Below are 12,988 nucleotides of genomic sequence, written 5' to 3'. Positions count from 1 at the left end.
CCATGCGTCTTCCGGCCCGCAAGGGCGCCGATGGTGCCGCTGAAAATATCGACCCGCGCGATCAGGAAACGGCGGAAATCATCGATCTGGCGAGCCGCAATTCCTTCCCTGCCGTCACCCAGCGCAAGGGCCGTTCCGATGGGCTGGGCCTGGCAGCAGGGGTCGCATTTGTCGGCTTGCTGGGGGCGATCACCTTGTGGAGCATGAATTCGGCCCGCATTGCTGAACCCGATGGCATCGGGAGCGATCAGGCCGCGCAGCCAGCCGTGCCGGTCCAGCCAGCAGTGGTGGGCGTGCAGCCTGTGCCGGATCAGGGCCAGCCAGCCCAGCAATATGCGCCGCTTGCAGACCCCGCACCGGCGCCAGTCTATGCCAATAATCCCGCAGCGGTGACCGGCCCTTCGGTAAACCCCTATTCCAGCCCGACCGTGGTGTTCGATGCGAGCGCGCTGCCAGTGCCAATGGGCGCCGGGCCGGCGGGCGAGGGCGCGGCACCTGCTGGCGCGGGCAATACCGGCAATGATTTTGCCAGCCGTGTTGGCGGTGTGGGCGGCGGGCCCGCCCGGGCCACGGCCATGTCCAACCCCAAAACCACGGTAACGCAAGGCACGCTTATTCCGGCTATTCTGGAAACCGCGATTGAAACCGATGTGCCGGGTTACGTGCGCGCCGTGGTCAGCCAGGATGTCCGCAGTTTTGACGGGACCCGCGTGCTGGTGCCGCGCAGTTCACGCCTGATCGGGCAGTATCAGTCCGGCCTGCAAGGCGGTCAGAAACGCGCCTATGTCATCTGGACGCGGCTGATCCGCCCGGATGGTGCATCGGTCAATCTGGCATCGCCCGCAGTCGGGTTTGACGGGCGCACCGGGCTGGAAGGCAAGGTGGACAGCAATTTCTTCAAACGCTTCGGGTCCGCCATGCTGCTGTCGGTGGTGGGCGGGCTTTCCGCAATCGGCACTGGCGGCGCTTCGGTGATTGTGGGCGGGGGCGGGCAGGCTGCTGCTGCTGCCGCAGTCCAGCAGGACAGCCAGATTGGCCCCACGGTGCGGGTGCGGCAAGGCGAACCGATCCGCGTTTTCACTGCCCGTGACCTTGATTTTTCGCAGGTTTCCGGCGGCTGATCGGCAGATGAGCGCAGACATCCACCCCTTGCAAGCGGAACACCCCCTGCAACCCGAAACCGGGGATAGCAGCGCGCCGTCTGGCGAACGCAGCGTTTACCTTGATGCCTATCTTGCCCCGTTCCGCCGCTGGCTTGACCGCGATACAGTGACCGAAATCATGGTCAACAAGCCGGGCGAAGTGTGGATCGAGGATGCCGCATCGCCCGGAATGCAGCGCCTTGACGTGCCGGAGATAGATGACCGGCTGGTGCAGCGTCTGGCTGAACAGGTTGCCCGCGTCAGCCATCAGGGCATCAATCGCGAACATCCGCTGCTGGGCGCGACATTGCCAGCGCAGGGCGGGCAAACCGGCGCGCGTATCCAGTTCTGCGGCCCACCCGCCACGCGCAAGCACTGGACCATGGCCATCCGCCGCCACCGGCGGCTGGACCTGCCGCTGGATGCGTATGATTCAGGCCCGCTCAGCCCGCCTGTCGCCCCCGCCATGCCCGACCCGCAGCAGGAACCGGTGGCCTATCTGCGCGAAGCCATTCGGCAGCGTTGCACCATTTTGATTTCCGGCGGCACATCCACTGGCAAGACCACCTTCCTCAACGCGATGCTGGGCGAAATTCCGCGGCATGAACGCGTGGTTCTGGTGGAAGATACGCCTGAACTGAAATTGCCAGGCGAAAACGGTGTCGGCCTTATCGCGGTCAAAGGCGAATTGGGTGAGGCGAAAGTGACCGCCAATGAATTGTTGCAGGCGGCTTTACGCCTGCGCCCTGACCGGATTGTGCTGGGCGAATTGCGCGGCGCGGAAAGCGTCAGTTTCCTGCGCGCGATCAACACTGGCCATCCGGGCAGTTTTTCCACCATCCACGCCAACAGCCTGCGCGGCGCGCTGGAACAATTATCGCTGATGGTCATGCAAACCGGCATCGGCCTTACGCGCGGTGACACCATTGCCTATGCCGCATCTGTTATCGATGTGCTGGTGCAACTGGGGCGCGATGCCAATGGCAAGCGCGGCATCACGCAAATTGCGACCAGCGCGGATCTGGTCTGACAATCAGCAAGGCAGCAAAACCGTGATACATTTGTGTCAAAGGCGGCACCGTGATTTACTTATCCCATGCAGCGATCCAGGCATGGCGTTCTTCCCCCTTCGAATTATGGACCGCAGTTCCTGCGGGAAAAAATGATGAGCAGCGCACCAATCCCTGTCGACAATAACGAAGCATCCGGTGCGCTGGCACACGCATCGCACCGCTATGTGAACCGCGAATTGAGCTGGCTGGCGTTCAACGAACGGGTGCTGGCCGAAGCGTGCAACACAAATTATCCGCTGCTGGAACGGGTCCGCTTCCTGTCCATTTCCGGCAGCAATCTGGATGAATTCATGATGATCCGCGTGGCCGGGCTGGTCGGGCAAGTGCAGCGCGGCATTGAACGGCGGTCAATCGATGGCCGCACCCCCACGCAGCAATTAAGCGCCATTCGCGAAACGGTGAAGGAACTGAACCGGGTGCAGCAGGAAAGCTGGCGCAACCTGCGGGAAGGCCTTGGCCAAGCGGGCATCCATATTGCCGATGAAAAACGCATCACTTCGCGCGCATACAATTGGCTGAAAACCTACTTTGTGCAGGAAATCATCCCGGTTATCACTCCGCAGGCGGTTGATCCGGCCCATCCGTTTCCGTTTGTGGCCAATCAGGGCATGGGGCTGCTGTTCAATCTTGCGCGCGAAACCACGGGCGAGCAGGTGGTGGAAATGGTGCTGATCCCGTCTGGCCTGCCGCGTTTTGTGCGGGTGCCGGGTGACGATGCCATCTATATCAGCATCGAACGGCTGATCAGCCGGTTCGCCGACCATCTGTTTCCCGGTTTCACCATCAAAGGTGACGGGGCATTCCGTGTCCTGCGCGATAGTGACATTGAAATAGAGGAAGAAGCTGAAGATCTGGTGCGTACGTTCCGCACTGCCATCCAGCGCAGGCGGCGCGGGCAAGTGATCCAGCTTGAACTGGAACAGGATTTTGACCCGGCGGCGGAGCACTTGCTGCGCGAACATCTGGGTATCCAGGGCGCGGCCATCGTCAAGACAGACGGCATGATGGGCATCGCCGGCCTCGGCGACATCGTCGAGGAAGACCGGCCCGACCTGAAATTTGACGATTACACCCCGCGTTACCCGGAACGCATTCTCGAGCATGATGGGGACTGTTTTTCCGCAATCCGCGAGAAGGACATCATCATCCACCACCCGTATGAAAGTTTTGAAGTGGTGGTGGATTTCCTGCGGCAGGCAGCGGCGGATCCCGATGTGGTGGCGATAAAGCAGACCTTGTATCGCGCAGGTCACCAGTCCCCCGTCATCGCAGCCCTGATCGCAGCGGCAGGCGCAGGAAAATCGGTGACGGCCGTGGTCGAACTCAAGGCGCGGTTCGATGAAGAACAGAACCTGTTATGGGCCAGCCAGCTGGAACGTGCAGGCGTGCAGGTAATCTACGGCTTCGTCGATTGGAAAACCCATGCCAAGGTGTCAATCGTGGTGCGCCGCGAAGAGCAGGGCTTCCGGACCTACTGCCATTTCGGGACGGGCAATTATCATCCCGTCACAGCGCGCATCTACACCGATCTCAGCTTCTTTACCGCAGACCCCAGGCTGACGCGCGATGCGGCCAAGCTGTTCAATTTCGTCACCGGCTATGTCGAGCCGCGCAAGACCGAAGGCCTTGCCATTTCTCCCATTGATCTGCGCGAGACATTATATGCCCATATTGACCGCGAAATCGACAATGCCGCCCAGGGCCGCCCGGCGGCGATCTGGGCAAAGCTGAATTCGCTGACTGACAAGGGCGTGATCGACCGGCTATATCTTGCCAGCCAGTCAGGAGTGGAAATCCAGCTGGTCATTCGCGGCATATGCTGCCTTCGCGCTGGGATCGATGGTTTGTCCGAAAATATCCGCGTCAAATCCATTATCGGGCGCTTTCTGGAACACAGCCGCATCTGGGCCTTTGCCAATGGCTACAGGATGCCCGGAGAACGGGCGCGCGTGTTCATCACTTCTGCCGATGCCATGTCGCGCAATCTGGACCGGCGCGTAGAAGCGCTGGTTCCGATCCGGAACCGAACGGTGCACGATCAGGTTCTGAAACAGGTATTGCTGGCCAATCTGCTGGATACCGAACAAAGCTGGGAACTGGAACCAGACGGGAGTTACATGCGCGTGCAGCCGGGCGAAAAACTATTCAACTGCCACCTGTATTTCATGACCAATCCGTCGCTTTCAGGGCGCGGCGGGGCACTGGCGGCAGCGGGCGGCGTGCCCACTCTGGCCTTGCGCAAGGGCGCGTCTTGACTTCGCTGCGCAACAGGAATGGTGACCGCGAAGGCAAATTTGCCGGCAACAAGCCCGAACGGGCGATTATCGACATCGGGTCCAATACCGTCCGGATGGTGCTGTATGGCGGTTCGCCGCGTGCGCCTGTCGTGCTGCTCAATGAAAAAGTGGTGGCGCGGCTGGGCAGGGACATTGCGGCCACTGGCAGGCTGGCAGAGGCAGCGATCGAACTGGCCCTGCGCGGACTGGCCCGTTATGCCCTGATCCTGAATGATCTGGGCATCGATGATATAGAAGTGGTCGCCACCGCCGCCGTGCGCGAGGCGGATAACGGACCGAAATTTCTGCGCCAGATTGAATTGCTGGGGCTGGCGCCGCGGCTTTTGTCGGGGGAGGAAGAAGCCCGTACGAGCGCCATGGGTGTCATCGGCGCGTTTCCCGGCGGAGCCGGCGTTGTCGCAGACCTTGGCGGCGGCAGTCTTGAACTGGTGCAGATAAGCGGCGGGCAATGCACGATTGGATCATCGCTGCCGTTGGGCACATTACGCCTGCCTGAAATACGCGGCGACAGCCCGGCCGATACCAGGCGGGCCGCGGCAAAAATCCTCAAGGCAGCAGGCTGGGGCGATGCAACCGGCGGTGCGCTGTATCTGGTCGGCGGTACATGGCGCGCCATGGCAACATATGCGATGGCGGAAAGCCGCCACCCGTTAAGTGATCCGCATGGGTTTGAATTGTCCGCCGAAGCAGCGTTGGAACTGGCATGCACCCTGGCGCAGGCAGATCCGTCCGATCTGCACAAATCGCCGCGCATTTCATCCCTGCGATCTGCCAGCATGCCGGATGCTGCGGCATTGCTGATGGCGCTGGTGAAAAAGCTCGAGCCGGACAGGATTGTCTTTTCGTCCTGGGGCCTGCGCGAAGGGCTGCTGTATGACCGGCTGGAACCTTTCGCGCAAGAACAGGATCCCCTGCTCGCCGGGGTGGCGGTATTTTCCGCATCGCGTGGCTGCCCGCCAACCCTGGCAGCGCGGGTCGCGGCATGGACAGTGGGCGCCTTGCCGGCCCATGCAAAAGGTTCGGAACGGTTGCGGCTGGCCGCGACGATGCTGGCTCTTGCTTCCATGCAGTCAGAGCCGAACCTGCGGACTGCGCAGGCGATCGACTGGGCTTTGCAGAAACGATGGATCGCCATTGATGCAGCAGGACGTGCAGTGCTGGCAGCAGCAGTATGCGGCAATGCCAACAAGCGCGATCTGCCGCCTGGCTTAAGGCAACTGGCACCCGCTGATGCGCTGGACGACGCGGCGGGATGGGGGCTGGCTATTCGGCTGTGCCGCCGCCTTGGCGCCTTGTCGCGCAAATCCTTGCAATCCAGCCGCATCGAGATCTCCGAAGGCAAGCTGATACTTACGCTTGAGCAATCCCATTCCGCATTATTGGGCGCGCCCAATGAAAAGGATCTGCGCCTGTTGGCAGAGCATCTGGGGCTGACAAGTGAGGTCCGTGTTGTGGCTGACAGCGAGTAAGGTGAAGGTGCGAATTTGTTCGCAATCCACTGCCCCCGATGGCGCCGCTATAGTGATCAGCGGAAATATTGCGGGACAAATTGGCCACAGTCGGGCCTATCGGCGCCACGATCTGGCCGCTTGCCGCAAAAGATATCCGCCATTTCCTGCAAATCTGTATCGCGCAGTTTCCGTAGCGTAAAGCTGACCAATTTCGGGCTATTGTGCATAGGTATGCAGAATATCTACAAAGCCGCGCGGTAGTTTTGAGCAATATGCTTGCCATAAGGGCGTCAACTGATTTAGTTTCCTAACCAGATCGCCACCAAGGCGACGCACATAGGGAGAGGACGTATGAGGGTTAAGGCCACTCTGCTCGCCGGCATTTGCGGCAGCGCTATCGCATTTCCAGCTTTCGCACAGGAGACGGCTTCGGATGCCAATGCCCAGCCAGAGCGCAGGCAATATGCAGATGAAATCGTCGTAACCGCACAGCGGCAGGCGCAAAGCCTGCAGGCTGTCCCGATTGCAGTCAGTGCGTTTACGTCCGAAGCGCTGGAATCCCAGCAGATCGAAAATGCGAGCGATCTGCAGCTTACGTTGCCGAATGTCTCCTTCACCAAGAGCAACTTTACCTCATCCAGCTTCACCATTCGCGGCATTGGCGACCTGTGCGTTGGCGTGTCATGCGACAGTGCCACGGCCATTCATCTGAACGGCGCCCCCCTGTTCGGCACGCGCCTGTTTGAAACGGAATATTTCGATCTGGAACGGATCGAAGTTCTGCGCGGCCCGCAAGGCACATTGTTTGGCCGCAATGCCACTTCGGGCGTGGTCAACGTGGTCAGTGCCAAGCCTGACCTGTCAGGTTTCGGCGCCAAGGCCGAATTTGAATATGGGAACTATAATTCCATCAAGGGCAAGGCGATGATCAACGTGCCGATCGGTGAAACGATCGGTGTGCGGCTGGCCGGCTTCTACCTTAACCGCGATGGTTATACTGAAAATCTGTTCGACAATACGGATATTGATGGCCGCGATATGTATGCCGTGCGTGGTTCGCTGCGGTTTGAACCCGGGCCCGATACCACCATCGATCTCATGGGCTATTATTTCCGTGAAAACGATGACCGCATGCGGATTCAGAAACAGCAGTGCCAGCGCGACCCGACCGGCGTTGTCGGCTGCCTAAATACCCGCCGTGATTTTGATATGACCAATGCCAATTCGACCTTTACCGGCACTTTGTCATCGTCCGAATTCCTGGCCATCAACGGTCTGCCAGCAGGCTTTGGTCTGGGCAGCCTTTATGGTCCCGATGCGTTCTCGAACTTCCAAGAACCGCAGGATGTCCGCGTCGTCAGCACTCCGTTCACGCCTGAATATTTCGCGGACGAATTGCAGGTGCAGGCGAGCATCGATCATGATTTTGGACCCATGAAAGTGGGCCTGACCGGCACCTATCAGAAAACCAAGGTCGATTCCCGTCAGGATTACAACCTCGGCTTCGCGGACCGGTCATTTTACGCGCCCGCGCTCAACCAACTGGCAGCATTTGCCAACCCGCTGGTGGTGGGTGCGCCCACCGCTGCCTATTTCCAGCCTTTTGTCGCCGGGATCATTCCGGGCGGCCCGAGCGGACCATTGTGCACTTCTGATACCAGCCTCGATAACCGTGGTTCGTTTGAAGGCAATTCGATCTGTTCCGATGTTCCGCTACAATATGACCGGTCCAATCAGGACCAGGAATCGTGGACGGCAGAAGCCATCCTTTCGAGCGATCTCGACGGGCCGTTCAACTTCCTGCTGGGCGGTATTTACGCCAATTCGAAAGTGTCCGAAAACAGCTATTATGTGAACAGCTTTGCCATTGACTACATTGCTGGCCTGCTGGGTTCGTTCACCAGCCTGGGCGGCGGATTGCAGCCATCCTATCTGGCATCATCCTTCTACCGCAACAACACGCTCGACTTTGAACTCAAGAGCTATGGCCTGTTTGGCGAAGTCTATTTCGACATCAGCGATCGTCTGAAGCTGACCGGCGGCCTGCGCTACAATAATGACAAGAAGTCGATCGAAGCGCGCACCGCGCTGGCTGCCTTTCTCAACCCTTACAGCAATGACGGCGATCCCTATGCGTCGCCCTATGTCGGCAGCTTTGATGCAGACCCCGGCACGCCGGGCAATCAGCTGACCCAGCAGCGATCCGTCGGGTTTGACGCCATTACCGGCCGCGCCGTGCTGGATTTCCAGATGACGCCGGATAATCTGGTCTATGCGTCCTACTCGCGCGGCTACAAATCTGGCGGTATCAATCCGCCGCTGTCGCCCATTTTCGATGTCGCGGAATCCTTCGGCAAGGAAAAGATCGACGCGTTTGAAATCGGCAGCAAGAACACATTTGCCAACGGCGCATTGCAGCTGAATGCCACGGCTTTCTATTACAAATACAAGGGCCTGCAGCTTAGCCGCATCATCGCCCGAACATCAGTCAACGATACGATTGATGCCAACATCTGGGGCGTTGAACTGGAAAGCATTATCCGGCCGGACTATAACTGGCTGATCAACATGAACTTCAGCTACCTCAATGCCGAGGTGGCTGGCGACCAGTTCTTCAGCGATCCGCGTGATCCCGGTGCCGGCGATGCCGATGCCGTGATCATCAAGGATATCACCAATGGCGCGCTCTGCTCCGTCCAGTCTGGCGGCGCTTCGGGTAGCGCAGATGCCTTTGTTGCAGCCATCAATGGCGGGCTTGGCCTTCGCGCACCGGGCGAATTTCCGTCCGATGGCGGCCTGGCATCTTCAGGGGCCTTCAGCATCTGTTCCGTGCTGGCCGCACAGGGGGCCGCAATTGGCGCAGCCTTTGGCGGCATCACCGTTCTCAGCCCAGGCGTTCAGACCAATCTGAAGGGCAACAAATTGCCACAGGCACCTGAAATGAAAGCATCGGTAGGCGTCCAGTATACTTCCGAATTCGACAACGGAATGACCCTGGTGCCGCGCTTCGACATTGCTTTTACAGGCGAACAATTTGGCAATGTGTTCAACGGCAATGTGAACCGGATCAAGCCATTCGTTCAGGCGAATGCGCAAATCCAGCTTAACGGTCCGGACAACCGCTGGTTTGTTCGCGGCTTCGTGCAGAACGTTTTTGACAGCAACTCGACCACGGGCCTGTATGTCACGGATGCGTCTTCCGGCCTGTTCAGCAACATCTTCACACTCGACCCGCGCCGCTACGGTATTGGTGTCGGTGTAGAATTCTGACCTGATCCGCTTTCAGCGGGCAGGGCGAAGGGCCGGGCGAAAGTCCGGCCCTTTTTGCATGACGGGATCAGCCAGCGTCCATCATGCATGGACTGCCGCGGATCAATCGCCGGTCCTGGCGGAGGGCACACCGGTTTTGGCAAAGGGGGAAAAGTCTGTCTCAGTATCGAAAATATCGACCCCTTCGCGCCGTTTCAGCCACCCGACCACTGCGTAGGTAACTGGCGTCAGCGCCGCTTCCCAGGCGACCTTGATGGCCCATTGCGTAAAGACAACCTGCACCACCAGCGCATCTGTCCAGCCTGCCACGCCTAGAAAGGCGATGGGATAAAACAGCATGCTGTCCACCCCTTGGCCAAAGATGGTGGAGCCTATTGTCCGGCTCCACAACGCTTTGCCGCGGGTCCAGATCTTCATTTTGGCCAGCACGTAGGAATTGACAAATTCCCCTGCCCAGAACGCAATGATCGATGCCAGCACGATGCGCGGCACCTGCCCGAACACCGCCTCATATGCTGCCTGGTTGCCCCAGTCTGCCGCAGGGGGCAGCGCCACCACCATCCACGCCATGAACGCCATGAACACCAGCGCAGCAAACCCTGCCCAGATGCACCGGCGTGCATAGGCATAGCCATACACTTCTGTCAGCACGTCACCGATGACATAGCTGATGGGAAAGAACAGCACGCCTGCGCCAAACGGCCAGATGCCGATGCCCGGCAGATCAAGTTCCGCGACCTTGCCCGCGCCAATCACATTGGACAGCAGCAGGATGGTGACAAAAGCCGCCAGAACAAAATCAAAATAGCGGAATTGCGGGCGAGTTTTGGGCGCGTTCATGGGATAGCTGACTATCCTCATTTGCCCGATTGGAAAAGCACGCTATGGGCACCGTTGCATGCGCCCGTAGCTCATCTGGATAGAGCGCGAGACTTCTAATCTTGAGGTAGCAGGTTCGAGTCCTGCCGGGCGCACCAATCGTTGGCTGCACATGGTTGGTGAAGACCCATGTGCAGGTACCGACTTGGTAGGTGCGCCAGCCCTAATCGAAATGGCAGGACCAATCACCATCACCCAGCGCGGTGCACGATTTTATGTCCTCACCAGTAAGGTCAATCATTCTCGTCGCTGCGTAGCTTTCGGGATTTTCGCCCGGTGAACGCACGATTACCACGCCGCCGTCCGGAATTCCGGCGCGATATATGACCGCCCTAGGCGCAGGGCCGGATAATTCACTGGCATGAGATCGTGCGAAAGACCGCATCTGATGGGCGGAATAGGCGCTTTCCAGAACATAGGCCGATGGAATGGCCACACCCAGCGCTGCCAGAGGTAGTATGCGGCCGATATGCATTCTCCACCGTGAAGAATGGGCATCAGGTTTCAAAAATACCGTCGCTATGGCCACTCCTGCCGCAATAAAAACGGCGATAGACCACCCGATTTTCCAGGCGAGAAAAAGTGCAAAATCACTGCCTTTCAGCACATTGCCAGGGCGTAGCACCATGCTGCTGCCAAAGCTTATCGGAATGAACAGCGCCAGCATTCCCAGTGCCAGTTTCTCGTTGAAAGTGAAGGGGCCCAAACGATCCGTCAGGCGGGGCACGCCTCAGCCTCGCAGCACGTTTTCGAGCGGTTCACCTGTCACCGGATAGCCAGCATCTTCCGGAATGCACAGCCACCGCTGGCCATCGCGTTCCGCCATATGGGGCGTGATCGTCTGCACCGGAAAGCGCGCGCAATCGGCACTGGCGGCAGCAAAATCAGGAAACTGAGCCAGCCGTTCAAGATTTCGGCGGGTGGGGTAGATGATGCTCAGATCGTTCCGGGCGGCTGCGTCCAATGCACCTTGCGCGGTGATCCAGTAAAGTTTGGTATTTTCCGTCGCATCCACGGCGATATCGACTGCCCCTGTGCCAAGATCAGCAAGGTAGAAGCGGGTGTCGAAAATGCGCGAAAGCCGCTCGTTCTTTGGAAACCAGCGGGCAAAGGGCAGGATTGAATCGAGATCCAGCCGCCAGTCCATTGCTGTAAGGACCGGCGCAAGGGCCTGTGTTTCCAGCAGCATGGCCCTGGCTTTGACCGCCCGGTCTGCATCAATCACGCCGGTCAGCCCGATGGCGAGGCCGGTTTCTTCCAGAGTCTCGCGCACAGCGGCAATCCGGTGTGCGGCTTCATCATTGTCGAGCGGCGAACCGATGGCAGCGGCCAGTTCAAAATCTGCCTCATCCACCCGTCCACCGGGGAACACTGCGGCTCCGCCAGCAAAAGACATGGTCCGCGAACGCGTGACCATCAGCAATTCGGGCGGGCCTGCTGCTGCGGAGTTGCGAAATACAACTACGGTGGCTGCGGGGATTTCGGCCTGTGCCGGCGGGGCTGGGGTTTCGCTCATCAAACAACTGTGTGCAGAACACTGGGTGCGATGCCAAGTGCAATATCATCCGCGATGTCGGCAAACTTTACACAGCGGCGATCAGCAATTTTTCGTTAAGCATGAGTTTGGCTGCAATTCAGCCATTTGCACGAACTGGCACGCGCCGTGCATCGTTCAGAATATCCCGAATGATCTTCGATCGAGGCGGGGCCACTCCTGGTCTCCCGGTCCCGCCTCCCCGAAGCTTCGCGATAAACCTCCAGCCATTTCGTCCCTGATTTTGCCGCCGCAGGGCGCCTGACAAGCGAAAGCCGCGTCAGCCATTGGCGGCTAACGCGGCTTCATTACCGGGTTTCTGGGCCGGATGTGTGCTTGGCGGCACTCATGCCGCGGCGTTTTTTCAGCTTGCCGGAGCGACCTGTTTTTCAGCCAGCAATTGCTGCAATTCGCCAGCTTCGAACATTTCCATCATGATATCACTGCCGCCGACAAATTCGCCCTTCACATAAAGCTGGGGGATGGTTGGCCAGTCTGAAAATACCTTGATGCCCTGGCGCACTTCCATGTCCTGCAACACGTCAACGCTGCCATAGGCAACGCCGCAATGGTCCAGAATGGCGATGGCCCGGCTGGAAAACCCGCATTGCGGAAACAGGGGCGTGCCTTTCATGAACAGGACGACATCATCCTTGTTCACGATTTGCGAAATACGCTCGTTGGCTGGTGAAGTGGTATCGGACATGTGCGAAATCCCGCGAAATTGATCGGTTGTCTATCAGTTGGGAACTTCAGTCGTGAGTTGCAAGGCGTGAAGCACGCCGCCCATCTTCCCATCAAGCGCCGCATAGACAGTCTTGTGCTGCTGAATGCGGCTCATTCCGGCGAAACTGGGGGACACGACGCGCGCCGCCCAATGGTCACCATCACCGGCCAGATCGGTCATTTCGACAGTGGCATCAGGCAATGCAGCCTTTATCATGCCTTCGATTTCAGGTCCGGACATGGGCATGATGTCAGACTTCGCCCATAAGTTGCCGGCGCGCTTCGACTGATTTTTCTTCCAGCGCCGTACGCACGCCTGCTTCGTCAATGTCCACGCCGCTGCTGGTAAGGTCGCCCAGCAATTTGCGGATTACATCTTCGTCGCCCGCTTCTTCAAAGTCAGCCTGAACGACGGCCTTGGCGTAGGCTTCGGTTTCTTCGCTGGTCAGGCCCATTTTCTCTGCTGCCCAATGGCCGAGCAGACGGTTGCGCCGGGCTGCGATTTTGAACGATGTTTCCTCGTCAAATGCGTATTTCGCTTCTTCGCCGCGTTCGCGGTCCTTGAAATCTGTCATAATTGCCTCTCGGTTCGGGCCGTTAAATCTTGTCCGGTCCG

At 58.9% G+C, this 12,988-nt stretch carries 11 protein-coding genes and 1 tRNA gene; 6 read left to right on the top strand and 6 right to left on the bottom strand.

Going from position 1 to position 12,988, the window contains the following annotated elements:
- Positions 1–2 precede the first annotated feature (2 nt).
- The 5 genes from GRI44_RS08200 to GRI44_RS08180 all read left to right on the top strand — a co-directional run bounded on the left by GRI44_RS08200 (position 3) and on the right by GRI44_RS08180 (position 9,233).
- Positions 3–1,121 (top strand): TrbI/VirB10 family protein, encoded by a 1,119-nt coding sequence (locus tag GRI44_RS08200; RefSeq protein WP_160601052.1) that lies wholly within the window; start codon positions 3–5, stop codon positions 1,119–1,121.
- Positions 1,122–1,128: 7 nt separating this feature from the next.
- Entirely contained in the window at positions 1,129–2,172 is a 1,044-nt protein-coding gene (virB11, locus tag GRI44_RS08195; protein ID WP_160601049.1) for a P-type DNA transfer ATPase VirB11, read from the top strand.
- A gap of 135 nt (positions 2,173–2,307) precedes the next feature.
- Positions 2,308–4,470 carry an RNA degradosome polyphosphate kinase gene (locus tag GRI44_RS08190; RefSeq protein WP_160601047.1) on the top strand — a complete coding sequence of 721 codons (2,163 nt, stop codon included), beginning with the start codon at positions 2,308–2,310 and terminating at the stop codon, positions 4,468–4,470.
- A complete protein-coding gene (locus tag GRI44_RS08185) occupies positions 4,467–5,981 on the top strand; it encodes a Ppx/GppA family phosphatase (RefSeq protein WP_232843016.1) in 1,515 nt (504 codons plus the stop codon). Before GRI44_RS08190 ends, GRI44_RS08185 begins: the two co-directional genes overlap by 4 nt.
- A gap of 333 nt (positions 5,982–6,314) precedes the next feature.
- Positions 6,315–9,233, top strand: a complete 2,919-nt coding sequence (locus GRI44_RS08180) for a TonB-dependent receptor (RefSeq protein WP_202386171.1) — start codon at positions 6,315–6,317, stop codon at positions 9,231–9,233.
- A gap of 102 nt (positions 9,234–9,335) precedes the next feature.
- Here GRI44_RS08180 and GRI44_RS08175 read toward each other — a convergent pair whose 3' ends face one another.
- Positions 9,336–10,073 carry a queuosine precursor transporter gene (locus tag GRI44_RS08175; protein ID WP_232843015.1) on the bottom strand — a complete coding sequence of 246 codons (738 nt, stop codon included), beginning with the start codon at positions 10,071–10,073 and terminating at the stop codon, positions 9,336–9,338.
- Between the two features lie 60 nt (positions 10,074–10,133).
- On the opposite strand from GRI44_RS08175, the gene GRI44_RS08170 reads away from it, so the two are divergent.
- Positions 10,134–10,210, top strand: a tRNA-Arg gene (locus GRI44_RS08170).
- 65 nt (positions 10,211–10,275) lie between these two features.
- Here the strand turns inward: GRI44_RS08170 and GRI44_RS08165 are convergent.
- The 5 genes from GRI44_RS08165 to GRI44_RS08145 all read right to left on the bottom strand — a co-directional run bounded on the left by GRI44_RS08165 (position 10,276) and on the right by GRI44_RS08145 (position 12,947).
- Positions 10,276–10,839 (bottom strand): hypothetical protein, encoded by a 564-nt coding sequence (locus GRI44_RS08165; RefSeq protein ID WP_160601042.1) that lies wholly within the window; start codon positions 10,837–10,839, stop codon positions 10,276–10,278.
- 3 nt (positions 10,840–10,842) lie between these two features.
- The gene (locus tag GRI44_RS08160; RefSeq protein WP_160601039.1) at positions 10,843–11,628 is read right to left on the bottom strand and encodes an NUDIX hydrolase; all 786 of its coding nucleotides are present in this window, start codon (positions 11,626–11,628) and stop codon (positions 10,843–10,845) included.
- A gap of 382 nt (positions 11,629–12,010) precedes the next feature.
- Positions 12,011–12,352, bottom strand: coding sequence for a Grx4 family monothiol glutaredoxin (grxD, locus tag GRI44_RS08155; RefSeq protein ID WP_160601037.1), 342 nt, complete (start codon positions 12,350–12,352; stop codon positions 12,011–12,013).
- Positions 12,353–12,385: 33 nt separating this feature from the next.
- Positions 12,386–12,619, bottom strand: coding sequence for a BolA/IbaG family iron-sulfur metabolism protein (locus GRI44_RS08150; RefSeq protein ID WP_160601036.1), 234 nt, complete (start codon positions 12,617–12,619; stop codon positions 12,386–12,388).
- 4 nt (positions 12,620–12,623) lie between these two features.
- Positions 12,624–12,947 (bottom strand): DUF1476 domain-containing protein, encoded by a 324-nt coding sequence (locus GRI44_RS08145; protein ID WP_160601034.1) that lies wholly within the window; start codon positions 12,945–12,947, stop codon positions 12,624–12,626.
- Between the last annotated feature and the right edge of the window lie 41 nt (positions 12,948–12,988).

It is taken from the genome of Allopontixanthobacter confluentis (genome assembly GCF_009827615.1).
GTDB classification, from domain to species: domain Bacteria; phylum Pseudomonadota; class Alphaproteobacteria; order Sphingomonadales; family Sphingomonadaceae; genus Allopontixanthobacter; species Allopontixanthobacter confluentis.
This window is presented reverse-complemented; position numbering and strand designations above follow the sequence as displayed.

Coding starts and splice junctions, on each gene's coding strand:
- GRI44_RS08200 (WP_160601052.1), top strand. CDS start 3: ATGCGTCTTCCGGCCCGCAAGGGCGCCGATGGTGCCGCTGAAAATATC.
- virB11 (WP_160601049.1), top strand. CDS start 1,129: ATGAGCGCAGACATCCACCCCTTGCAAGCGGAACACCCCCTGCAACCC.
- GRI44_RS08190 (WP_160601047.1), top strand. CDS start 2,308: ATGAGCAGCGCACCAATCCCTGTCGACAATAACGAAGCATCCGGTGCG.
- GRI44_RS08180 (WP_202386171.1), top strand. CDS start 6,315: ATGAGGGTTAAGGCCACTCTGCTCGCCGGCATTTGCGGCAGCGCTATC.
- GRI44_RS08175 (WP_232843015.1), bottom strand. CDS start 10,073: ATGAACGCGCCCAAAACTCGCCCGCAATTCCGCTATTTTGATTTTGTT.
- GRI44_RS08160 (WP_160601039.1), bottom strand. CDS start 11,628: ATGAGCGAAACCCCAGCCCCGCCGGCACAGGCCGAAATCCCCGCAGCC.
- grxD (WP_160601037.1), bottom strand. CDS start 12,352: ATGTCCGATACCACTTCACCAGCCAACGAGCGTATTTCGCAAATCGTG.
- GRI44_RS08150 (WP_160601036.1), bottom strand. CDS start 12,619: ATGCCCATGTCCGGACCTGAAATCGAAGGCATGATAAAGGCTGCATTG.
- GRI44_RS08145 (WP_160601034.1), bottom strand. CDS start 12,947: ATGACAGATTTCAAGGACCGCGAACGCGGCGAAGAAGCGAAATACGCA.